This window comes from Bradyrhizobium sp. CCBAU 51765 (genome assembly GCF_015291725.1).
Taxonomy (GTDB): Bacteria; Pseudomonadota; Alphaproteobacteria; order Rhizobiales; family Xanthobacteraceae; genus Bradyrhizobium; species Bradyrhizobium liaoningense.
In genome coordinates this window covers 1,408,434-1,430,543 of record NZ_CP030038.1, presented here as the reverse complement: position 1 = coordinate 1,430,543, position 22,110 = coordinate 1,408,434, and the positions used below count along the sequence as shown (strand labels likewise).

19 protein-coding genes and 1 tRNA gene are annotated in these 22,110 nt (G+C 65.2%); 4 read left to right on the top strand and 16 right to left on the bottom strand.

Annotated elements, in window-relative coordinates; genetic code table 11:
- Both XH96_RS06730 and XH96_RS06725 read left to right on the top strand, forming a co-directional pair.
- Window positions 1–924: a CoA ester lyase gene (locus XH96_RS06730; RefSeq protein WP_194391610.1), complete on the top strand. Its 924-nt coding sequence runs from the start codon at window positions 1–3 to the stop codon at window positions 922–924.
- 620 nt (window positions 925–1,544) lie between these two features.
- Window positions 1,545–1,949 (top strand): nuclear transport factor 2 family protein, encoded by a 405-nt coding sequence (locus XH96_RS06725; protein WP_194391608.1) that lies wholly within the window; start codon window positions 1,545–1,547, stop codon window positions 1,947–1,949.
- Between the two features lie 116 nt (window positions 1,950–2,065).
- Here XH96_RS06725 and XH96_RS06720 read toward each other — a convergent pair whose 3' ends face one another.
- The 5 genes from XH96_RS06720 to XH96_RS06700 form a co-directional block, all read right to left on the bottom strand.
- Complete coding sequence (locus XH96_RS06720; RefSeq protein ID WP_165424819.1) at window positions 2,066–2,236, bottom strand: hypothetical protein; 171 nt, start codon at window positions 2,234–2,236, stop codon at window positions 2,066–2,068.
- A 184-nt stretch (window positions 2,237–2,420) separates the two neighbouring features.
- Window positions 2,421–3,095 (bottom strand): thiaminase II, encoded by a 675-nt coding sequence (gene tenA, locus XH96_RS06715; RefSeq protein ID WP_194391606.1) that lies wholly within the window; start codon window positions 3,093–3,095, stop codon window positions 2,421–2,423.
- Window positions 3,096–3,300: 205 nt separating this feature from the next.
- Window positions 3,301–3,939 (bottom strand): hypothetical protein, encoded by a 639-nt coding sequence (locus XH96_RS06710; protein WP_194391604.1) that lies wholly within the window; start codon window positions 3,937–3,939, stop codon window positions 3,301–3,303.
- A 95-nt stretch (window positions 3,940–4,034) separates the two neighbouring features.
- Window positions 4,035–4,111 (bottom strand) — tRNA-His (locus tag XH96_RS06705).
- Window positions 4,112–4,579: 468 nt separating this feature from the next.
- Window positions 4,580–5,014, bottom strand: a complete 435-nt coding sequence (locus XH96_RS06700; RefSeq protein WP_028180061.1) for a phasin — start codon at window positions 5,012–5,014, stop codon at window positions 4,580–4,582.
- 688 nt (window positions 5,015–5,702) lie between these two features.
- Between XH96_RS06700 and XH96_RS06695 the strand changes: the two genes are divergently transcribed.
- Window positions 5,703–9,227, top strand: coding sequence for a PAS domain S-box protein (locus tag XH96_RS06695; protein ID WP_194391603.1), 3,525 nt, complete (start codon window positions 5,703–5,705; stop codon window positions 9,225–9,227).
- 5 nt (window positions 9,228–9,232) lie between these two features.
- On the opposite strand, the gene XH96_RS06690 is transcribed toward XH96_RS06695, so the two are convergent.
- Complete coding sequence (locus tag XH96_RS06690; RefSeq protein ID WP_246789979.1) at window positions 9,233–9,790, bottom strand: nuclear transport factor 2 family protein; 558 nt, start codon at window positions 9,788–9,790, stop codon at window positions 9,233–9,235.
- Window positions 9,791–9,882: 92 nt separating this feature from the next.
- Here XH96_RS06690 and XH96_RS06685 point away from each other — a divergent pair, with 92 nt between their 5' ends.
- Window positions 9,883–10,863 (top strand): LysR family transcriptional regulator, encoded by a 981-nt coding sequence (locus XH96_RS06685; protein ID WP_194391601.1) that lies wholly within the window; start codon window positions 9,883–9,885, stop codon window positions 10,861–10,863.
- Window positions 10,864–10,930: 67 nt separating this feature from the next.
- Here the strand turns inward: XH96_RS06685 and XH96_RS06680 are convergent, their stop codons facing one another.
- The 10 genes from XH96_RS06680 to glmM all read right to left on the bottom strand — a co-directional run bounded on the left by XH96_RS06680 (window position 10,931) and on the right by glmM (window position 22,109).
- Window positions 10,931–12,103 (bottom strand): acetyl-CoA C-acyltransferase, encoded by a 1,173-nt coding sequence (locus tag XH96_RS06680; protein ID WP_194391599.1) that lies wholly within the window; start codon window positions 12,101–12,103, stop codon window positions 10,931–10,933.
- 257 nt (window positions 12,104–12,360) lie between these two features.
- Complete coding sequence (gene serA, locus XH96_RS06675) at window positions 12,361–13,950, bottom strand: phosphoglycerate dehydrogenase (protein ID WP_194391597.1); 1,590 nt, start codon at window positions 13,948–13,950, stop codon at window positions 12,361–12,363.
- Window positions 13,951–14,178: 228 nt separating this feature from the next.
- On the bottom strand, window positions 14,179–15,351 hold the full coding sequence (locus XH96_RS06670) for a phosphoserine transaminase (protein ID WP_194391595.1): 1,173 nt from the start codon (window positions 15,349–15,351) through the stop codon (window positions 14,179–14,181).
- A gap of 79 nt (window positions 15,352–15,430) precedes the next feature.
- Window positions 15,431–15,622 (bottom strand): hypothetical protein, encoded by a 192-nt coding sequence (locus tag XH96_RS06665; RefSeq protein WP_239621322.1) that lies wholly within the window; start codon window positions 15,620–15,622, stop codon window positions 15,431–15,433.
- Between the two features lie 265 nt (window positions 15,623–15,887).
- Entirely contained in the window at window positions 15,888–16,352 is a 465-nt protein-coding gene (locus XH96_RS06660) for a GNAT family N-acetyltransferase (protein ID WP_131869240.1), read from the bottom strand.
- A gap of 18 nt (window positions 16,353–16,370) precedes the next feature.
- Window positions 16,371–16,961, bottom strand: coding sequence for a glutathione S-transferase family protein (locus tag XH96_RS06655; RefSeq protein ID WP_194391594.1), 591 nt, complete (start codon window positions 16,959–16,961; stop codon window positions 16,371–16,373).
- Window positions 16,962–17,030: 69 nt separating this feature from the next.
- Window positions 17,031–17,912, bottom strand: a complete 882-nt coding sequence (locus XH96_RS06650; RefSeq protein WP_194391592.1) for an outer membrane protein — start codon at window positions 17,910–17,912, stop codon at window positions 17,031–17,033.
- Between the two features lie 167 nt (window positions 17,913–18,079).
- A complete protein-coding gene (locus tag XH96_RS06645) occupies window positions 18,080–18,922 on the bottom strand; it encodes an outer membrane protein (protein ID WP_194391590.1) in 843 nt (280 codons plus the stop codon).
- A 227-nt stretch (window positions 18,923–19,149) separates the two neighbouring features.
- A complete protein-coding gene (locus XH96_RS06640; RefSeq protein WP_194391589.1) occupies window positions 19,150–20,400 on the bottom strand; it encodes an MFS transporter in 1,251 nt (416 codons plus the stop codon).
- A gap of 365 nt (window positions 20,401–20,765) precedes the next feature.
- Window positions 20,766–22,109: a phosphoglucosamine mutase gene (gene glmM, locus XH96_RS06635; RefSeq protein WP_061877473.1), complete on the bottom strand. Its 1,344-nt coding sequence runs from the start codon at window positions 22,107–22,109 to the stop codon at window positions 20,766–20,768.
- Window position 22,110 lies beyond the last annotated feature (1 nt).

Sequence of the window (22,110 nt, the reverse complement as noted above, 5' to 3'; positions counted from 1 at the left end):
ATGGCCTCGCAGCGCCCGAGCCGGGCCTATCTGGCTGTTCCCGCGCATCGCGCCCGCCTCGTCGCCAAGGCGGCGGCGTCAAGCGCGGATGCCGTGTTCATGGATCTTGAGGACGCGGTGCCGCCCGCCGAGAAGGGCGTTGCGCTGGAGGAAGCTGTCCGCTCGCTGTCCTCCCTCGACTGGGGCAACAAGCGCGTTACGGTCAGGCTCAACGCCGTCGACAGCCCGTTCATTACAGAGGAGATCCGCACGCTGGCGGCGCTGCCGAGGCTGGATGCGGCGATCGTGCCGAAGGCGGAGCGCGCCAGTGACATCGCCGCCATCGCCGACCAGCTGCGCGCCGCCGCGCCGCAACGCGCCGCGCCTGTTACGCTCGAACTGCTGATCGAGACCGCGCTCGGCCTCGTCAATGTCGACACGCTCGCCGCCGCGCACGACAGCGTGGCCGCGCTGCATCTCGGAGTCGGCGATCTCGCGGCCTCGCTCGGCGCCCGCACCTCCGACATCGGCATTTCGCCGGACGGCTATCGCCACGTCGGCTCCGCGCAAAGCGGCTACGCCGCCGCGCCGCTCGACCTGTTCGCCTATCCCATGATGCGCCTTTTGGTCGCCGCGCGCGCCTTCGGCCTGCGCGCCATCGACGGCCCCTGCGGCGCCTTCCGCGATGCCAAGCTAACCGAGACCAGCGCGCAGAAGGCCGCCGCGATGGGCTTTGACGGCAAGCAGGTCATCCACCCCGACCAGATCGAGCCGACGTTGCGCGCCTTCACGCCGTCGGCCGAAGAGCTGGCCCAGGCGCGGCGGGTGGTCGAGGCCATGGAGACGGCTGAGGCGCAGGGACAGGGCGCGGTCACGCTCGACGGCAAGATGATTGATTATGCCAATGTGCGGATGGCGCGGAGGATTATTGGGCTGGGGTCGTAGGGATTCATTGATGTGGCGCCCCCTGCGGCGCATCCTTCGAGACGCCCGCTTCAAGCGGGCTCCTCAGGATGAGGACGGAGTGCGCAGCAGCAGTTTCGACGGGCACCAGTACCGCTTAGCCTCATCCTGAGGAGATCACCACCGGGTCCGCGCGAAGCGCGGCCCGATGACAGGCTCCGCGGTCGTCTCGAAGGACGAGGCGCTGGGCACGCCGCGCGCGGCGGTGACGCTGCCGGTGGTCGTGCTGATCGTCACGACGTAACGCGTCCAAGCCGCGCGGACGTTCAAGGCGCGCGGGCGATGCCGCGCGGCTTCGGATATCATTGCCTCGATCAGCGCAGACCCAGGAACGAGAGCACCGCACCAATCACGACGACCAGCCCGATGATATAGATAATACCGTTCATAGCTCAGCTCCTCAGCGTTATCCGTCCTGCCGCTGCTACAAACAGTCGGGGGCCTGAAAAGGTTCGCCGGTACATCTCGCCATTTTCTGTCAGAAGCGGGGAACGAAAACGCGCCATCCGCTCCGCCGCGCCGGGGCCCGTGCCACCTCCAGATGATTTTGCCTTTGCACGCAAAGGTCGCTAGTCTCTCCTGATACGTTCAGGGAGGGTAACATGGCACAACGCGAAGAGATGCTCGCAGTGGTCCGGCGCGCCTATGCCGCACGCGACAATGATGACGCCGAGAGTCTGGTAGCCGCTTTTCATCCCAAGGGTCTGTTCACCCTGATGGGCGACAAGAACGCACTCGAATTGACGGGAAGCGTGGAGGGACACCCAAGCCTGCGTGGGGCCTTCAGCAAATTGATCGAAGACTTCGGTTTCGAAGGCCGCGAGATCCTGGCTGAGCTGGTTGACGGAGATAGGGTCGCCATCCATTCCCGCGTCGACGTTCGATATCGTCCAACCGGAAAGGCGGTTAGCACCGAGATCCTGGACCTGTTCAGATTTCAGGACGGCAAGATTGTCGAGCTGATCGAGTTTGCGGATACGGCACAGGTCAAGATGATGATTTCGTGAGGACGACTTCTTAGAGTTTAGTGCACTGTCGCGGTAATCTCGCGCCGACAGAAACTCAGCTGCTGGGTTTACGGTGCTCGGCACGACCAATCGAAGGCGAGCATTTTGACTTTAGCCTAGGCAGCCCAGTCCATGATCGCGTCGATGAAGGTCTGAGCCTGGCGGATCGCATCGAGCCTCGTCGCGCAGACACCGACCGACACTGTTCGGCCCTTTCCGACAGTCCACTTCCAACCAGCCGGGTAGCTCATTTCAACGATTGAGAAGCTTACGCCGCGATGTTCCACGGAGAACCTCCGCTAACATGTTGCTGTGTCTGAAAAGGCTACTCCAAATGGCGAATTTGTCCAGTCGAACGCAGGCCCACAATTCGCTCGCGCGGCCTGGATATAAGCGTTCAGGAGACCTATTGCGGTGGTGGTGTTGATGGTGGCGGGAGGAAGTAGGGGCGGCTGACGATTGCCGACACCGCTATTCAACACGTTGGCCCGCGCGCCAGGCCATCTCCCAGAAGTCTGCCTCGAGGCGGGTGGCTTCCTTGAAGATCGCAATCAGCTCGGCCTCGCGGGCCGGCGTGGCGTAGAGATCGGCGAGATGCTCCATATGCGCTAGAGCCCTGGCAGCGACCTCCTGGTACGGCGCGCCAGCGTACTCGGCGATCCAGACGCGATAGGCGTTCCTCGCAGCATCCGCATCGGGGCGCGAAGCGAGCCGCGTTGCGATTTCCGCGTACCCGATCACGCAAGGCGCAAGCGCCACCTTGAGCGCCAGCAGATCGCCGCGCATTCCCGCATCCAGCACGTAGCGCGTATAGGCCAGCATCTCGGCCGCCGGAGGGGCTTGTTCAAGGTCGCTCGGGGACAGACCCCATTCGGCACAGAGCTTCACATGCAGATTCATCTCGACATCAAGGATAGCCGAAAGGCCGGCCGCGGCTTCACGCATGTCGGCAAGCCTGGGCGACTTGTAGACCGCGAGCGCGTAGGCGCGCGCAAACTCGATGAGGAACAAATAGTCCTGAACGAGGTAGTGACGAAACGCCGCTTCGGGGAGCGAGCCGTCTGCCAATCCGTTCGTGAAGGGATGCTCGGTATAAGCCCGCCACTCAACGGATGCTTCTGTCTTGAGACGCTCGAAGAAACTCACGATGTTTTTCGCCTAGCTTGCTTGTCCATGAACGTCCGTGGCTCGCTACCGATAGCGCATTGCGAACCGAGGAGCTACGGTGACCGCGCACAAAGCTAATTACGTTTGGCCCTGACCAGCGCTTCAGATGGCGCGCCGTGCAGATTAGTGCACTGTCACCGTAATGGGTAATTTTAGCGTCGGCTGTCGCAGTTCGCTGGCGATATCAACTGATCTCGCGGCGAAGCCGGTCGTGCACTTCCTGGAGGTGGGTATAGAACTGCGCTAAGTTTGCCTCGGTGTGGTTGATCGTCGGCGCGACCGAGCGCGGCAGCTTGTTTTCTAAAATCTTGTCCCACACATCGACAAACTCAACGAACTGGCCGAAGTAGTTGCGCGTCTCCGGCTCGGCGAGCCACATCTTGTCGCGAAAAATGTCGATCATGCTGCGGTAGCGCGGCATCAACACGTGGCGGAACGTTTGCTCCTCGTCCCGAATGTTGGTGAGGATCGTTGGCCCTTGGGTATCGGTTGCCGCGCTGATTCGATCATTCCGCCCCGCGCCACCGCCTGACGCTGCCGCCTCCAACATCGCTTCAATGTGCCGGCCGTCGAGCGCGTTCTGCAGCTTCACTCGCAGTTCGCTTCGCGCGCTGATCTCGTTGTGCGCGGCGAGTAGCGGACCGTAGAACTCCGCGAGTTGCTGCTTTTTGAAGGCTACACGTCGCGCGGCTTGCTCGCGCTGGCCGATCGCCCACTGAGTGCCGATCGTGCCGAGCAGTCCTCCAACGCCGAGACCGCCGATAATCCCCCACAAGTCCATACGAAACCCCCGCTCGCCAGAAGCCTCCGCTTCCGCTGGCATTGGCAGGATACATGCCGTCGCAGAAATTTCTTCCCTCAAGCGCTTTTGCTTCGACGAGCCAAAAAATTCGAGCGATCCGCTAAGTGCTTGATAACTGGTACAGTTGGGTGGGCTCGAACCACCGACCTCCTGTTCCACAGACAGGCGCTCTAACCAACTGAGCTACAACTGCATCCTGGCGAGCCGCGCCTTGGGACGCCCTCAAAAAAGGGCCGGTGCCGAGGGGGCTGGACGGGGCGGAAACTAGGTGCAACGGGGGTTTTTGGCAAGGCCGCAATGGGGTGGAAAACTTGCGGAATTCACCGTCAGTGCGATGAAATCGGGCTCGATGGGGATGATGAGGGTGTCTTCCCGGCTGCGAGCAGACCCCTTGGGGAGAAAGCCCTCACCTGGCAAGGCTCTTTGCGGCCATCCTTCGAGACGCCCGCTTTGCGCGGGCTCCTCAGGATGAGGGCGGAGTGCGAGGCGGCAATCTAAGCGGACACCGGTGCCTATTAGCCTCATCCTGAGGAGACCGCGGAGCGGTCGTCTCGAAGGACGAGGCGTGCGCTCCGGCGGTTGCCCTGCGCACGTGGGAGAGCCGAAGAAAAAACCCGGGCCTTTCGGCCCGGGTTTCGTTGGCTCAAACCGGCCTCTCCGCTCAGGCGGCGGACGGATAGTACTTCGAGGCGGAGGCCTTGATCGGCTCGGCGGTCTCGGCGGCGACGCGCTGGCTGAGCTCGACCAGCTCCTTGGCCTGCGACTGCAGGGTCTCGAACTGCTTGCGGGTGTGGCCGGTCCACAGCTCCAAGGCTTCGGCCGGCGACTTCAGGCCGAACAGCTGCTGGGCGAAGTCGAGCTGGGCGCTGGTGTTGGCCTTCATGAACTCGACCAGCTTGGCGGTGTATTCGCTCGCGCCCTTGGAGGCGCAAGTGAAGACGGCCTCGACGGTGCCGTTGTGGGTCTCGGCGGCGTCCTTGAACTTGGCGTAGTTCTCGCGGGCCTGCGCCGCGCCCTTTTCGGCGAACGCACGCATCTGCTCGGGAACCTCGAACGGGATGATCGAGGCAGAAAACGGATCAGTCGCACCTGTCATGGTTGTCCCTCACGCTAATGAAAAAATCGAGTGAGCCTTCTGGCGCGCCCGCCGGCCCCGATCGCGGGCCCTCGCATTCAGCGGGTACGAAAGACTGGAAACGCGAAACGAATGAGATGGCTCGCCCAGCGCCCAGCACTATAATTGCCTATCATGTCAACATTGTGCATCGCAACGCGGCAGGCGGGTGCGCTGCGAAATTTAATCTAGGTCAGGGTGAGGTTCCCGGGCGGGGGAACCGAGGGTTGAGGTAATTGGGTGCGCGGCGCCGCGGCGACTTTCTTACCCTCCCCTGGAGGGGGAGGGTCGATCGCGCGCAGCGCGAGCGGGGTGGGGTGATCTCTCCCCGCGGGCAGCGCGTCTACGGAAAGACTGTCACCCCACCTCGGTTCGCATTTCGCTTCGCTCGATGCGAACCGATCTACGGGCGAGCTACGCTCGTCCCGGACCCCTCCAGGGGAGGATGGCACCGTTTGTGCGGCACGGGCTTTGAACCGCTTCACCCCGCGAATCCCTTGGATGCAACGGCGCTGCGGCTTGCGGGGTTGGCACCATTAAGGTTATCGCCGCTTGGGGCGCCCTTCCGGGCTTGCGGCCGTGGACCTGCCCGCGCCTCTCGGGCGATAACTCTTTCTTAAGGCTGCCATTCCGGCAGCCGCCACCTGATGCGTGAGCGACAGCCGGCCTCATGAAGCGTTCGGATTTCCAGTTGCGAGGTGTGGGCGATCCGCGGCTGGCCGTGCATGCGACCTCGCCGCTGGCCACCTGGCTGTGGTCGGTCGACGGCTCGCGGGTGCTGTGGGCCAATCCGGTCGGCGCAAACCTGTTCGGCGCGGCGACCAGCGCCGGCCTCTCCGACAAGGTGTTCGGCCCGGCGGACAGCCATCGCCGCCAGGTCGCCCGGCTCGCGGGCCAATTGCCGGCGAACGGCACGGTGCGGCTCGAACGGCTGCGCGGTTTCGGCGCCCGACTCGGCACGCTGATGACCTGCGCCTGCGCGCGGCTCGACTTCGCCGATGGCGGCCATGCGGTGTTGGTCACCGCCATGGATCCCACCTCGCGCCCGATGCCGCTGGTCGAGCGGCTGTCTCGCCTGGTCGCGGGCGCCAAGGTGCCGATGGCCGCGTTCGCGCCGGACGGATTGTTCGTCGGCGCCAGCGAGGCCGCCCGCTCCCTGCTCGGCTTCCGCGATCTCTTCGAGGCCGGCCTCGACCGGGCACGCAGCGATGCGCTGGCGACCGGCCGCGCCGCGACGCCGATCGGCATCGGCCAGATGGTGCTGCAGCGGGTCGGCACGGGGGCCGATGTCGGCCTGGTCGCGCTGATCGAGCCTGCCGCCCGGACAGAGGCCGCGCCCGAGGCCGCGCCCGAGATGGCGCCCGATATCGCACGGAGCCAGCCCGCACCACCCGCGCCCGAAGTCCCCCCCGTCGAGCCTGCGGCCGCAGGGCCGGAGGACGCGCAGCCTGCGTCGTCGAACGCGGCGCCGTCCGCGTTCGCGCTGTTCGACGCCTTCACCGAACCGGCCGAAACAGCTGCGCCGGCCGAGACGGTCGCGCACACGCCCACGCAGCCCGGCTGCGAGGCGACACCGGACGTCGCACCGGGCCCGACCATTGAAGAGCCGATCGTCCCCGCCGCGGCCGACGCCGCGCCCGAAGCCACGCCCGAAGCCACGTCCAAGACTCCGGTTGAAAACCCGGCAGGGGCCATTGTGTCGCCGCAGGTTGTGCCGATCACTCGAGGCATGGTCGAGCCGGAGTCGGAGTCCTCGGGCCAGCAGGCGCCGCCCGCACCGCGTCAGCATCCGCTGCGCTTCCTCTGGCAGATGGATGCAGAGGGCCGCTTTGTGCTTCTCTCCGATGAATTCATCCGCCTGATCGGCGCGCACACGGCCGCCGGCTTCGGCCGCCCCTGGCGCGAGATCGCCGAAACATTCTCGCTCGACCCGGACCGGCGCGTCGCGCAGGCGCTTGCGAGCCACGACACCTGGGCCGGCATCACCGTGAACTGGCCGGCCGATGGTGGCGAACGTCTTCCGGTCGAGCTCGCGGGCCTGCCGGTCTACGACCACGAGCGTAACTTTGCCGGCTTCAGGGGATTCGGCGTCTGCCGCGATCTCGACGGCCTCAACCGGCTCGAGGCGCTGCGCCGCTTCGAGCTACTCGCCGCGCCGCCGGCGCAGCAGGACCTCGCCGCTGACGCCGCCGAGCCCGCTCCGGAGCCGCAGGCCAAGCCCGACGTCGAGCCCGACGTTGAGCCCGAAGCCAAGCTCGAAACAGAGCCCGCAGCCGAGCCGGAAGCAACGGCAGCGCCTCCGCCGATCGAGCCGCCCGAACCCGAGCCTGAACCGACACCCGCCACAGCCGACGCGAATTCACACCCAACCGATCTGGAAACGCCCGTGGAAACGCCCCCCAATGTCGTGCCGTTCCGACCGCCCGGCGACACGCGACCGCCGACGCTGACGCCGGTCGAGAACAGCGCGTTCAACGAGCTCGCGCGGCAATTGTCCGAACGGCTCGAACGCGATCGCGAGACGATCGCGGCCGATGCGGCCGAGCCGGCGGCGGAGATCGCGGCCGAGCCATCGGCGCCGGAGCCCGAGGCGCCGCACACCGCGGCCGAATGGCTGAGCGAGCCCGCAGCCCCGGCGCGCGGCATCAGCGCGCGCGACCGCACGCTGCTCGATCTGTTGCCGACGGGAATCCTGATCTACCGGCTCGACCGCCTGCTCTACGCCAATCCCGCCTTCCTCGCGCGCATGGGCTATGCCAGCCTCGGCGCGCTGGAGAATGCCGGCGGGCTCGACGCGCTCTATGTCGAGCCCGGCGTGTCGTCGGCGAGCAGCACCTCGCAAGGCGGCACACCCGTCACGATCAGCGCGACGGTTGCGAACGGCGAAGCGCCGCTTGCGACGACCGACGCGCATCTGCACACGATCGACTGGGACGGCGAGAGTGCGCACGCGCTGATCTGCGCGCTGCCGCAGGCGACACCGGTCGCCGCGGCGCCCGTCATCGCAGAAACCGTGATTGCCGAATCCGTCGTCACCGAATCCGTCGTCGCAGCGTCCTACACCTACGAACCCGAGTCCGCGGCCGGCGAAGCCGAGGCCGAGGATCTCGCCGCCATCCTCGACACCACGGCCGAGGGCATCGTCATGTTCGATGCCGAGGGCAACATCCACGCCTGCAACCGCAGCGCCGAGGCGCTGTTCGGCTATGACGGGCAAGCGCTGCTCGAGCAGAACCTCTCGACGCTGTTCGCGCCGGAAAGCCAGCAGATCGTCGCCGACTATCTCGAAAGCCTGAAGAGCCAGGACATTGCCAGCCTGCTCGACCACGGCCGCGAGGTGCTGGGACGCGAGAAGAAGGGCGGCGTCATTCCGCTCGCGATGATCATGGGCCGCACGCGGCCCGACGGCCCGAACTTCTTCGCCGTGTTCCGCGACCTCTCGCAGAGCAAGAAGGGCGAGAGCGAGCTGACGCAGGCCCGCCGCCTCGTCGACGGCGCGGCCAATGCCAAAGCCGACATGCTGGCGCGGATCAGCCACGAGATCCGCACGCCGCTCAACGCCATCATCGGCTTTGCCGAGGTGATGATCTCCGAACGCTTCGGCGCACTCGGCAACGAGCGCTATGGCGAATACATGAAGGACATCCGCGCCTCCGGCGAGCGCGTCATCGCCATCATCGACGACCTGCTCGAGCTGTCGCGGATCGAGACCGGCAAGCTCGACCTCACCTTCGACAACCTCAACCTCAACGATCTCGTCGAGGCCTGCGTCGCGGTGATGCAGCCGCAGGCCAACCGCGAGCGCATCATCATCCGCACCTCGCTCGCCCATGCGCTGCCGCAGGTGAACGTGGATGCGCGCGCGATGCGGCAGATCACCATGAACCTGATCTCGAACTCGATCCGGCTCGCCAGCGCCGGCGGCCAGGTCATCGTCTCGACCGCGCTGACCGACCACGGCGAGATTGCCTTGCGCATCCGCGACACCGGCCACGGCCTCACCGAGCGCGAGGTCGCCGCCGCGATGGAGCCGTTCCGCACCCCGCCGCCCGGCGATGCCGCGGACAGCTCGGCGCTGAGCCTGTCGCTGACCAAGGCCCTGGTCGAAGCCAACCGCGCCCGATTCAACATCAAGAGCGCGGGCCACGGCACGCTGATCGAGGTGGTGTTCGCGCCGGTGCTGGCGGGGGCGTGAGGGGCTCACTGGCTTGCGGGCAGACCGCGCGCCAGCGCCGCCGCCTGCTGCAGGTTGATGCCGTTGGCCAGCGGGTCGGCGTGGCGATGCGCCAGGTGCCACTCGGTGCCCACGCGCCGGTAGACGAGCGTCACGCGCAAGGCCCACTCCTGGGCCGGCAGCCCTCCGACCTCGACGCTGTCCCGCTCGATCAGCGCCAGGACGACCATGTCCTGCGAGCCATAGGTCTGCACGACCTCCTGCCTGTGCGTTCCGTTCCTGAAGAACCGGCCCATCCGCTCCCACCTTTCGGGCGTGTACTCCGCGGCCTTTGACGGCACCCCGCCGAAGGGCGACATCAGCACGAAGTCGTCGGTGAGGGAGACCATCTGCCGGTAGGTGCCGGCGTCGCCGCGCATCAGCGCCGCGTTCGCCTGCTGGGTATGGTCGATCAGTTTCGCGATGACGTCGTCGGCCGTGGCCGCCTCGGCGACGACGAGCGGCATGCATGCCATCCCGGCGAGCGTGTGACGCCTGGACACCGCGGGCGCGGCTGCGCGATGCGGATATTGGTCGTTCTTCATGCGAGGGCTCCGGTGTTGAGGGTTCATGCGGTTGCACGAGACGCTGGATGCCGCTTTGACCGTGATGAAGCCAGTGATAAGATCTCAGGATCATGCTGAATCCTGCTCAGCTTGCCCGGATCGACGTCAGCCTCCTCGTCGTGTTCAGCACCGTGCTGGAGGAGCGCCAGGTCTCGCGCGCGGCGGACAAGCTCAAGCTCACGCCCTCGGCGGTGAGCCACGGATTGGCCCGGCTGCGGCGCATCTTCCACGATCCGCTGTTCCTGAAGACGCCGAGCGGCGTGAAGCCGACGGAGCGTGCGCTCGCGCTTGCAGGTCCCGTCGCCGAACTCCTGTCGCGCCTCGATGCGATCATGTCGGCCGCCGAGCCCTTTGACGCGCGAACGGCGAGGCGGTCGTTCACGATCGGCACACCGGATGCGCTGGCCGCGGTGTTTCTCGCGTCTCTCCTCGAGACCCTGGCCCGGGAGGGTCCGGGGATCGACATCCGGCTGCTGCAGCTGATGCCGCAACGTCATGGCAAGGCGTCCGGCCAGGTCTGGCAGGACACGCTCTCCGAGCTTGATTCGCACCGGCTCGACCTCGCCGTGCTTCCGGTCGGTCCGCTGCCGTCACGTTACGCCGAACGGCTTCTGTTCGAGGAGGACTTCATCGTCGCCATGCGCAAGGGCCATACGATGGCCCGCAAGGTCACGCTCGCGACCTATCTGGCAGCACGGCACATGCTGGTCTCGGCGACCGGTGATGCGCTCGGGATCGTCGACGTCAGGCTTGCCGAACGGGGCCATTCCCGGCGCGTGGCGCTGACCGTGCCCAACTTCATGTTGGCGCTGGCGCAGCTCGCCGAGAGCGATTTTATTGCGACCTTGCCGCGCCATCTGGTCGAACGCCATGCTGCGCGTTTCGACCTGGTGGTGCGTCCCGTGCCGTTTCCGTGGACGCCCGACCCGGTGCGTGTCGTCGCCTCACAAGCTGCGATGGCGGATGCCGGTGTCGCCTGGCTGTTCGAGACTGTGGCGCGCTGCCTGGGTCCGCCGACGCCGACAGCGCCCAGACGTCGCGTCTCCGCCTGATGCCCGAATAACAAAAAGGGCACGGCGCTTGCGGCGCCGTGCCCTTTCGCATTCCTGTCGCCTGGTCTCAGCTGTAGATCTCGAACAGGCCGGCGCCGCCCTGGCCGCCGCCGATGCACATCGTCACCACGCCCCACTTGGCCTTGCGGCGGGCGCCTTCCTGCAAGAGGTGGCCGGTGAGACGGGCGCCGGTCATGCCGAAGGGATGGCCGATCGCGATCGAACCGCCGTTGACGTTGTACTTGGCGGGATCGATGCCGAGCTGGTCGCGGCAGTACAGGCACTGGCTGGCGAAGGCTTCGTTGAGCTCCCAAAGATCGATGTCGTCGATCTTGAGGCCGGTGCGCTTGAGCAGCTTCGGAATCGCGAACACCGGGCCGATGCCCATCTCGTCGGGCTCGCAGCCGGCGGTCGCCCAGGCAACGAAGCGGCCGAGCGGCTTCAGGCCGCGCTTCTCGGCGTCCTTGGCTTCCATCAGCACCACCGCGGCGGCGCCGTCGGAGAGCTGGCTGGCATTGCCGGCGGTGACGAACTTGCCGGGCCCCTTCACCGGCTCGAGCTTGGCAAGACCCTCCAGCGTGGTCTCCGGCCGGTTGCACTCGTCGCGGTCAACGACGTAGTCGACGATGCTCTCGGCCTTGGTCTGCTTGTCGACGACCTTCATCTTCGTCTTCATCGGGACGATCTCGTCCTTGAACTTGCCGGCCTGCTGCGCGGAGGCCATGCGGCGCTGCGACTCCAGCGAGAACTCGTCCTGATATTCGCGGCTGAGCTTGTAGCGCTCGGCGACGATGTCGGCGGTGTCGATCATGGCCATGAAGATGTCGGGCGCGACCTTGAGCAGCTCAGGGTCGACCGATTCCTTCGGCGTGGCGCCGCCCGGAATCGAGATGCTCTCGACGCCGCCGGCGACGATGCAGTCGGCGCCGTCCGAGCGGATCGAGTTGGCGGCCATCGCGATGGTCTGCAGGCCCGAGGAGCAGAAGCGGTTCACCGAGACGCCGGCGGTGGTCTTCGGCAGGCCGGCGAGCAGCGCGGCCTGGCGGCCGATGTTCGGCGCGCCGTGGGCGCAATTGCCGAGATAGCAGTCCTCGACATAGTCCTTCTCGACGCCGGCGCGATCGACCGCGTGCTGGATGGCGTGGGCCGCGAGCGACATCGGCGGCGTGATGTTGAACCCGCCGCGGCCGGATTTTGCCAGGCCCGTGCGCGCATAGGAAACGATGACGGCTTCACGCATGTGTTTCTCCCTTGTCGAACGATTTGAACGGAGCGTGGTTACGACGCGTTCTGTGCGCCATTGGTACACAAAGTTTGACGGGCGCGGAAAATAAAAACGCCGCCTCCGGGTGACGGAGGCGGCGTTGTTCCGCGGGTCGGAATATGATGGCCGTCATCCCGGGGCGGCTCGCAGAGCCGAACTCTGGTGCGCTATTGCGCACCTCAGAATCCCGAGATTCCGGGTTCTCGCTTCGCGAGCCCCGGAGTGACGGCCTCTCAGAACGTCAGCGCCTTGGCCTGCTTGACCTGCGGCAGGGCCTGCACCTTGGCGAGCAGGTCCGCCGGCACCGCGCCGTCGACCTCGACCAGCGCAATGGCATCGCTGCCGGGCGCGACGCGGCCGAGATGGAAGGTCGCGATGTTGATCTTGGCGTCGCCCAGAAGGCTCGCGAACTTGCCGATGAAGCCCGGCTTGTCCTCGTTGGTGACGTAGATCATGGACTTGCCGAACTCGGCGTCGACGCGGATGCCCTTGATGTCGACGAGGCGCGGCTTGCCGTCGGCATAGACGGTGCCCGAGACCGACCGCTCCTGCCGCTCGGTGGTGACAGTGACGGTGATCAGGCTCTCATAGTCGCTCTGGGCGGCGCGCACGATCTCGTCCACCACCATGCCGCGCTCCTTGGCGACGACCGGCGCCGAGACGACATTGACCTCGCCCAGCATCGGCCGCAGCAGGCCGGACAGCACGGCGGAGGTGATCGCCTTGATCTTCATCTCGGCGACGTGGCCCTCATAGGTGATCTCGACCTTGAGGATGCCGGTCTCGGTGAGTTGACCGGCGAAGGAGCCAAGCTTCTCGGCAAGCGCGATGAACGGCTTCAGCTTCGGCGCTTCTTCGGCCGTGATCGAGGGAAAGTTGACGGCGTTCGAGATCGCGCCGGTGAGCAGGTAATCCGACATCTGCTCGGCGACCTGGAGCGCGACGTTCTCCTGCGCTTCGGTGGTGGAAGCGCCGAGATGCGGCGTGCAGATCACGTTGGGATGGCCGAACAGCGCGTTCTTGGTCGCGGGCTCCTCGACGAACACGTCGAAGGCGGCGCCGGCGATGTGCTTGGAATTGAGCGCATCGACCACCGCCTGCTCATCGACGAGGCCGCCGCGGGCGCAGTTGATCAGGCGCACGCCCTTCTTCATCCTGGCGATCGCGGCCGCGTCGATGATGTTCCTGGTCTTGTCGGTGAGCGGGGTGTGCAGCGTGATGAAGTCGGAGCGCTTCAGCAGGTCGTCGAGCTCGACCTTCTCGACACCGATGTCCTTGGCGCGCTCCGGCGACAGGAACGGGTCGAACGCGATCACCTTCATGCGCAGGCCGAGCGCACGGTCGGCGACGATCGAGCCGATATTGCCGCAGCCGACCACCCCGAGCACCTTGCCGGTGATCTCGACGCCCATGAAGCGGTTCTTCTCCCACTTGCCGGCCTGGGTCGAGGCGTCGGCCTGCGGGATCTCGCGGGCCAGCGCCAGCATCAGGGTGATGGCGTGCTCGGCGGTCGTGATCGAATTGCCGAACGGCGTGTTCATCACGATGATGCCCTTGGCCGTGGCGGCGGGAATCTCGACATTGTCGACGCCGATGCCGGCGCGGCCAATCACCTTCAGCTTCGCCGCCTTCTCCAGGATCTTGGCAGTTGCCTTGGTCGCCGAGCGGATCGCAAGGCCGTCGTAATTGCCGATGATCTCGGCCAGCTTGTCCTTGTCCTTGCCGAGGTTGGGCTGAAAGTCGACCTCGATGCCGCGATCCTTGAAGATCTGTACGGCGGCGGGCGAGAGCGCGTCGGAAATGAGAACTTTAGGTTTGGTCATGGGGATGTGTCCTTCACACCCTCCCCTGGAGGGGGAGGGTCGGCGCGAAGCGCCGGGGTGGGGTGAAGCTGCAACTAAAGAAAATTGCCGGTGCGCCGTGTGGAGAGATCACCCCACCCCGCCGCACCTGCTTGTTTGAGCATGATCTTGTCGGAAAACCGGAGACCACTTTTCCGGATCATGCTCGCCGGTGCGTCGACCCTCCCCCTCCGGGGGAGGGTAAGAAACTTACGCCGCCTTCGCGAGCGTGGCCTTGGTCTCGGCAAAGGCCCAGTCGATCCACTGCGTCAGCAGTTCGACGTCCTTCGCTTCCACCGTGGCGCCGCACCAGATGCGCAGGCCCGCCGGCGCATCGCGATAATAGGCGAAGTCGTAGCCGGCGCCTTCCTTCTCGACCAGCGCGACCAGCTTCTTGCTGAAGTCGGCCTGCGCGTCCTCCGAGAGCGAGGTGATCGCGGGATCGGTGAACTTGAGGCACACCGAAGTGTTGGAGCGGATCGACGCATCCTTGGCGAGGAAGTCGATCCAGGGCGTCTTCGCCTTCCAGTCGGCGAGCACCTTGGTGTTGGCGTCCGCACGCGCGATCAGCGCCTTGAGGCCGCCGATCGACTTGGCCCAGTTCAGCGCGTCGAGATAGTCCTCGACGCAGAGCATCGACGGCGTGTTGATGGTCTCGCCGACGAAGATGCCTTCGTTGATCTTGCCGCCCTTGGTCATGCGGAAGATCTTCGGCAGCGGCCAGGCCGGCTTGTAGGTCTCGAGCCGCTCCACCGCGCGGGGCGACAGGATCAGCATGCCATGCGCGGCCTCGCCGCCGAGCGCCTTCTGCCAGGAGAAGGTGACGACGTCGAGCTTCGGCCAATCAAGAGCCTGCGCGAATGCGGCGGACGTCGCGTCGCAGATGGTCAGGCCTTCGCGGGTCGCGCTGATCCAGTTGGCATCAGGCACGCGCACGCCTGAGGTGGTGCCGTTCCAGGTGAAGACGACGTCGCTCTTGGGATCGACCTTCGACAGATCGGGAATCTCACCGTAAGCCGCGTTCAGCTTGGTGACGTCCTTGAGCTTCAATTCCTTGACGATGTCGCTGACCCAGCCCTCGCCGAAGGATTCCCAGGCGAGCGTTGTGACGGGCCGCGCACCGAGCAGCGACCACAGCGCCATCTCGACCGCACCGGTATCGGAGGCCGGCACGATGCCGATACGATAATCGGCGGGGACCTCGAGCACTTCACGCGTCAGGTCGATGGCAAGCTTGAGCTTGGTCTTGCCGATCTTCGCACGATGCGAGCGGCCGAGCGCTGCGTCCTTGAGATTTTGGGCGTTCCAACCGGGGCGCTTGGCGCAGGGACCGGAGGAGAAATGCGGCACGGTGGGCCGCGAAGCGGGCTTCGCTACAGTCATGATCTACCCTTCCAGATAGTAAGCCTCCCGTTGGGGGGAGGTGTCCCGCCGCGGCTGATACGGGAATCGGGAAGACCAGTCAAGGAAGTTCCGGGGCCTCACGTGCGAGTGATGGCGCCTCGGGTGCGATCTCCGGGGATTGGACGACGGCGAGCGCATTCAGCAAGTCCGTGGCATCGCTGATCAATTGCGCGGCCCTGCGCCGGCTGCCGACCTTCAAAATGCATTTGTCATGGGCCTGCACGACGTAGTCGTTGCCGACCTTGATCATTGAATAGCTTGTCATCGAAATCCCCGAACCAACCGAGCCCGGTGCCAGAAGCTGCCGTAGCACTGTTCGTTCCCGATTCAACGTGAACGACGGACGGGTAGTTTACCGCCCATTAAGATGAACGAATGCGCGATCCGAATTTGCTGATCGCGCAAGGCTCGCGGCCAGAGCCCCATTCCGATACAATTGGAACGGAACTCTGGAGTCTTGTATTGAGCGTTTTGTTTACGCGAACCCACTTCGCTCGAAAACGCTTTCCGCTGCCTCAAAAGCGGACAGTCATGCCCACATGACTCGCGGCAAATCCGAGCCGCTTGTAGAAGCGCTGCGCGTCGACGCGGGTCTGATGCGTCAGCAACTCGACGAGATTGCAATTGCGCGCCTTCGCTTCCGCGACCGCCCATTGCACCAATTGCTCGCCGATGCCGCGGCTGCGACAATCGGAAGCAACGCGAACGTCCTCGAGCAGGCCGCGCACGCCGCCTTGCGAACTCAGTCCCGGCAGGATCGCGAGTTGCAGGCAGCCGACCACCCTGCCCGCGCTCTCGGCAACGACGAGCGTCAGATTCGGATCGCGCTCGACCCGCGCGAATGCGTCGTAATAGGAGGCTGGCAACGGATCCTCCACGCGCTCGCGCGCACGGCCGAGATGATCGTCGGCGAGCATCGCCACGATCGCGGCGACGTCCTCGCGGCGCGCGGGACGGATGGAAACGGCTTCGGCATTCATGTCAGACAACTCCGCACCTCAGCGCGCCGGCACAAGGCCGAGAAACGCTTCGACTTCGCCGATCCAGCGGCGGACGGACGCATGGCGGCCGAGATCGAAGCCGCCTTCATGCGCGACACGCGTATAGGCGAGCAGCGACACGTCGGCGAGCGAAACCTCATCGCCGGCGAAGAAGCGGCTGCCGGAGAGATGCTGCTCCATGCGGTCGAGCGCCGCATAGCCGCGCTTGACCTTCTCGGGATCGAGCTCGGATGCGTCCTTGCCCAGGTAGACCAGGAGGAAGCGGCACACCGCGATATAGGGCTCGTGGCTGTACTGCTCCCAGAACAGCCATTCGTCCATCTTGGCCGCTGCAAAGGCGTCGTACGGAATGAGCGTACTGTCGCGGGCGAGATAGCGGATGATGGCGTTGGACTGTGCGAGCGTGCGGCCATCGTCGAATTCGACGGTCGGCACCTGGCCGGCGCCGTTCATCCTGAGGAATTGCGGCGTGCGCGTCTCGCCCTTGCGCGTGTCGATCTCGATCCACTGGTAGGGCACTGCGAGCTTGTCGCAGACCCACTTCACCTTCAGACAATTTCCGGAATTGCCGTCGCCGTAGATCTTCATCGCTGCCGCCCCGCCTTCGGGCGACAGAGCATCAGGACAGAGGGAATCTGTCAACAGGAGGCGGACGGCTCAGAACTTGTAGCCGAGCCCGACGCGCGCGTTGTTCAGCGTAACCTGCGTGTTCATGACGGGCGAGAATCGCACATACTCGTATTCCACGCGTGCGAACAACCCGTCCCAAATGCAATATTCGAGCCCGAGGCCCGCGGTCCAACCGACAGCGAAAGTGTTGGTCCTGTGCTGGCTCTGAGTCTGCGACTGCGCCGGAACAGCATAGGTATTGCTCGTGGTCGTCGTAACGCCGCCGACCGTTGTCGATACGACCTGCGTGAGCGTCACGTCGCTCGTCACCGTGCGGGAGACGTCCATTCGGCCTACCGCGGCGCCGAAGAAGGCATACGGCATAAAATCGCCGCCATCCCAGCCTACGCGGCCACGGAGCGAAATCATGTCCTTGACCTTCGCCGCGGCGGTGCCGGTCAAGGTCACGTTGTAATTGTTGGTCGTGCCCTCCGGCGGGTTATCCCCGGGCGGGTTGGTGATAACGAGCGAGTTGTAGCCGCTGGTCTGCGTGTAGAGAGTGTTGAAGTAGCTATAGGTGCCTTCAAGACCGAGAATGGCATCGTACCATTGCCAATTGCGGCCGATGAAGCCGCCGAAATTGACGCCCTGCGTGTTGGCCTTGTTCAGGAGCGACCAGTTCGCGGTTGGTTGCTGCAGGACGCTGTCGCGGAAGATGTAGTTGGTCAGGCCGACCACGCTCTGGCTGAAATCGGTCGCGTCGGTCGTGTAGCCGGCGTTGCCGCCGATATAGACGCCATCCCAATTGCGTGTCGTCTTCGACAGGCCGTCGGTGAAGCCGCCGCGCAGGACGGGCAGATCCGGCATGTCGGCCGCGTGCGCGGCAGACACCGTCCCCAACATCGCCGCCCCCAACAAAAGCCCACGCATCGCAACGCTCCATCGACTCGAACTTTCGCCCGTGATCATGGCTCGTTAACCTTAACCAATGGTTGCGGTAGGCAATTTCGTCACTGCGAGCCGTGAAAAATACGCAAAGCAAAACGGCGCGGGATGATCCCGCGCCGTTAAGAGACGTTAAGCGATGAGGCTGACGATCAGCCCTTGGTGACGAGCGGCGGCGGCATGTAGGCCGGCGGGCTGTTGAGATCCCAGCGCACGCCGAGCTTGATGTCGTGCGAGGTGATGTCCTTGACCTTGATCGAGGTCGGGCCGGAGGCACTGTTGTCGAACAAGCGGTAGTTGCCGGGCGCGGCGTCGCCGAGGTTCATGTAGCTGTAGGCGAGTTCGACCGTGAAGCCGGGATTGACCTTGTAGGCGAGACCGGCATGGGCGGCCCAGGCGAAGTTCCACTTTCCGTTGTCGGCGAAATAGGCGACGCTGGCGCTCGGGGTCGGGGTCAGCGCGGCGAGATATGCGACGCCGTCGTCACGGAAGCCGCTGATCTTGTTGTACGAGCCGCCGACACCGGCGCCGATGAACGGGGTGATGCACCACCAGGTGCCGAGATCGACATAGGCATTGGCCATGACGACCCATTCGGACTTGCTGCCACTGTAGTTGTCGGAGCCGACGAAGCCGGGCCCGATGACGTTGTCTGCACCGTGCAGGTTGGCCTTGCCGCGATACTGGCCGATCACGTCCGCGCGGAACCAGTTGTTGAAGCGATAGCCGACGCCGAGGCCGAACAGCGGCGCCGAGTCGAAGCCGAGCCCCTCCGTCGTCTTCTGATACCCAGCCGGCAAGGAGGCGTCGATGCTCTTGGCGCGCTGGTTGGTCATGCCGATGTCGCCGCGCAGATACCAGCCACCGAAATCGGCGGGCGGGGCGGGCGGCGCGTACATGGGAGGGGGCGCCGCGATCGGCATATCGGCGGCGAACGCCATCGACGAGATCAGGGTTGCCGCACCCGCGGCAAGGAGAGACTTAACGCTACGCATTGCTTCGTCCTTTTGGCCGGTGAGGCAAAGACGGGCGCCCCACGTTCTGGAAACTCACGACCCGGACGATGGCAGCAAATGTTTAAGCGCCACTTAACCCTAATTTTTAAGGTTGATTTTTCCTCACCGCACACGCCGCTGCGGCGGCAGCGTTGCAAAAATGCAGCGCGGGGCGGGCCGCATTTCCTAACGATGTATGAAGCTGCAACGCAGCGAATAGTAATGCGTTAACGCACGTGCCGGGGCAGCTTGGGCAGGAACACCGCGAGCAGCCCGATCGCCGGCAGATAGGCGCAGACCTGGTAGACGAACTCGATCGAGGTGTGGTCGGCGAGCTTGCCGAGCACGGCCGCGCCGAGGCCGCCGATGCCGAACGCGACGCCGAAGAACACGCCGGAGATCATGCCGAAGCGGTGCGGCACCAGCTCCTGCGCGAACACGATGATCGACGAGGTCGTCGAGGAGATAATCAGGCCGATGACGACGCTGAGCACGGCGCTGGCAACGAGCCCGGCGTAGGGCAGCGCCAGCGTGAACGGCAGCGCGCCCAGGATCGAGATCCAGATCACGATCTTGCGGCCGAAGCGGTCGCCCAGGGGACCGCCGACAAACGCACCCACGGCATTCGCGGCGAGGAAGATGAAGAGATAGATCTGGGCTGCCTGCGTCGACACGCCGAAACGATCAATCAGGTAGAAGATGTAATAGCTCGACAGGCTCGAGACGTAGAGCTGTTTGGAGAACAACAGCGCGACGAGCACGAGGAGTGCAACGGCGACGCGGCGCGAGCTCGGCGCGTCGGGATGGGCCTGAACCGAGGCCGTCGTCTTCGCCTTGATCTGCGGCGCATACCAGCGACCGATGCGCCAGAGGACGAGGATCGCGAGGAACGCGATCGAGGAGAACCAGGCGATGCTGCCCTGCCCAAACGGCACCACGATCAGCGCGGCGAGCACCGGTCCCATCGAGGTGCCGAAACTGCCGCCGAGCTGGAACACCGACTGCGCAAAACCGTAGCGACCGCCGGATGCGAGTCGCGCGATGCGCGCCGACTCGGGGTGAAACACGGCCGAGCCGAGGCCGACCAGCGCGGCAGCGACGAGGATGACGAGATACTGATGCGCGGCGCTGAGCAGCAGCAGGCCGAAGAAGGTCGAGGCCATGCCGATCGCCAGCGAATAGGGCTGTGCCTTCTTGTCGGTGTAGTGCCCGACCACCGGCTGGAGCAGCGAGGCCGTGAACTGGAAGGCCAGCGTGATCATGCCGATCTGCGCGAAGTCGAGCGCGTAGGTGTCCTTCAGGATCGGATAGACCGAGGCGATCAGCGACTGCATGGTGTCGTTGAGGAAGTGCGAGAAGCTGATGCCGGCGAGCACGACGTAAGCCGGCCCCGCCGCCTTGGCGGCGGCGGGCGACACGTCGCTGACGACGACGGGCTCGGTCAGCGTTTCCTCGGAGACGACGACAGGCTTGTTCAATGCAGCAATCCCGGCGCGACAGATTGCCGCGAATTGCTGATTACGATGCGAGCGGCGGTCGAACCACCGTCAATCACAAATGGCTGGGATGCGTGGGTGTTCCCGTCGCTTACCCTCCCCTGGAGGGCAGGGCGATCGCATATGACTTGTGGCGGCGGCCGGTGCGCACGCCTCGTCCTTCGAGACGACCGCTGCGCGGTCTCCTCAGGATGAGGCTAAACAGCATCCGTGCTCGTTGAAACGGTCGCCACGACCTCGGTCCTCATCCTGAGGGCCCGCCAACGGCGGGCGTCTCGAAGGATGGCCACAGGCGAGATCGCTTATATGCGATCGCCCTCCCCTGGAGGGGGAGGGTAGGAAAAACATCAAGCCGCGGCTTGCCCCAGCGCCAGGACGATGGTGTCGACGACGTCCTCGACCAGGATGCGGTCCTCGCCCTCGCCCATGACGCGGATCACGGGCTCGGTGCCGGAAGAACGGATCAGCAGACGGCCGTGGCCGTTGAGGCGCATCTCGCCGTCGGAGATCGCCGACTTGACGTCGGAATCGTCGAGCGGCTTGCCGCCCTTGTGACGGACGTTCTTGAGGATCTGCGGCAGCGGGTCGAAGCGGTGGCAGACCTCCGAGACCGGCCGGCGCAGCTTCTGCACCACGGCCAGCACCTGCAAGGCAGCCACGAAACCGTCGCCCGTGGTGGCGTAGTCGGAGAGGATGATGTGACCGGACTGCTCGCCGCCGAGATTGTAGCCGCCGTTCAGCATCTGCTCGAGCACGTAGCGATCGCCGACCGGCGTACGCACGAGATCGAGCCCCTGCCCTTTCAGGAAGCGCTCCAGGCCGAGATTGGACATCACGGTGGCGACGATGCCCGGGCGCGACAGGCGTCCGTCCTCCTTCCAGCTCTGCGCGATCACCGCGAGCAGCTGGTCGCCGTCGACGATGTGGCCGCGCTCGTCGACCAGGATGACGCGATCGGCGTCGCCGTCCAGCGCGATGCCGATATCGGCGCGCATCTCGCGCACCTTCTTCGACAGCGCTTCCGGCGAGGTCGAGCCGCATTCCTTGTTGATGTTGAAGCCGTCAGGCTCGACGCCGATCGGCACCACGTCGGCGCCCAGCTCCCACAGCGCCTCCGGCACCACCTTGTAGGCGGCACCGTTGGCGCAATCGATCACGACGCGCAGGCCGTCGAGCGACAGATCGCGCGGCAGCGTGCGCTTGGCGAATTCGATGTAGCGGTCGTGCACGCCGTCGATGCGGCGGGCGCGGCCCAGGCTCGCGCTTTGTGCCAGCCTCCTGTCGAGAGATTCGTCGAGTAGCTGCTCGATCTGCTTCTCGACGTCGTCGGAAAGCTTGAAGCCCTGCGGGCCGAACAGCTTGATGCCGTTGTCCTCGAACAGATTGTGCGAGGCCGAGATCATCACGCCGAGATCGGCGCGCATCGACTTGGTCAGCATCGCGACCGCAGGCGTCGGCATCGGGCCGACCAGCAGCACGTCCATGCCGACCGAGGTGAAGCCCGCGACCATCGCGTATTCGATCATGTAGCCGGACAGGCGGGTGTCCTTGCCGATCACGACCCTGTGGCGGTGGTCACCGCGCTGAAACGCAAGGCCTGCGGCCTGGCCGACCTTGAGCGCGAGCTCCGGCGTGATCAGTCCGTTGGCGCGGCCCCGAATCCCGTCCGTCCCGAAATATTTGCGGCTCATA

Excerpts from the sequence above, each read along its gene's own strand:
- XH96_RS06730 (WP_194391610.1), top strand. The coding sequence starts at position 1 with ATGGCCTCGCAGCGCCCGAGCCGGGCCTATCTGGCTGTTCCCGCGCAT.
- XH96_RS06725 (WP_194391608.1), top strand. The coding sequence starts at position 1,545 with ATGGCACAACGCGAAGAGATGCTCGCAGTGGTCCGGCGCGCCTATGCC.
- XH96_RS06710 (WP_194391604.1), bottom strand. The coding sequence starts at position 3,939 with ATGCCAGCGGAAGCGGAGGCTTCTGGCGAGCGGGGGTTTCGTATGGAC.
- XH96_RS06700 (WP_028180061.1), bottom strand. The coding sequence starts at position 5,014 with ATGACAGGTGCGACTGATCCGTTTTCTGCCTCGATCATCCCGTTCGAG.
- XH96_RS06695 (WP_194391603.1), top strand. The coding sequence starts at position 5,703 with ATGAAGCGTTCGGATTTCCAGTTGCGAGGTGTGGGCGATCCGCGGCTG.
- XH96_RS06690 (WP_246789979.1), bottom strand. The coding sequence starts at position 9,790 with ATGAAGAACGACCAATATCCGCATCGCGCAGCCGCGCCCGCGGTGTCC.
- XH96_RS06685 (WP_194391601.1), top strand. The coding sequence starts at position 9,883 with ATGCTGAATCCTGCTCAGCTTGCCCGGATCGACGTCAGCCTCCTCGTC.
- XH96_RS06680 (WP_194391599.1), bottom strand. The coding sequence starts at position 12,103 with ATGCGTGAAGCCGTCATCGTTTCCTATGCGCGCACGGGCCTGGCAAAA.
- serA (WP_194391597.1), bottom strand. The coding sequence starts at position 13,950 with ATGACCAAACCTAAAGTTCTCATTTCCGACGCGCTCTCGCCCGCCGCC.
- XH96_RS06670 (WP_194391595.1), bottom strand. The coding sequence starts at position 15,351 with ATGACTGTAGCGAAGCCCGCTTCGCGGCCCACCGTGCCGCATTTCTCC.
- XH96_RS06665 (WP_239621322.1), bottom strand. The coding sequence starts at position 15,622 with ATGATCAAGGTCGGCAACGACTACGTCGTGCAGGCCCATGACAAATGC.
- XH96_RS06660 (WP_131869240.1), bottom strand. The coding sequence starts at position 16,352 with ATGAATGCCGAAGCCGTTTCCATCCGTCCCGCGCGCCGCGAGGACGTC.
- XH96_RS06655 (WP_194391594.1), bottom strand. The coding sequence starts at position 16,961 with ATGAAGATCTACGGCGACGGCAATTCCGGAAATTGTCTGAAGGTGAAG.
- XH96_RS06650 (WP_194391592.1), bottom strand. The coding sequence starts at position 17,912 with ATGCGTGGGCTTTTGTTGGGGGCGGCGATGTTGGGGACGGTGTCTGCC.
- XH96_RS06645 (WP_194391590.1), bottom strand. The coding sequence starts at position 18,922 with ATGCGTAGCGTTAAGTCTCTCCTTGCCGCGGGTGCGGCAACCCTGATC.
- glmM (WP_061877473.1), bottom strand. The coding sequence starts at position 22,109 with ATGAGCCGCAAATATTTCGGGACGGACGGGATTCGGGGCCGCGCCAAC.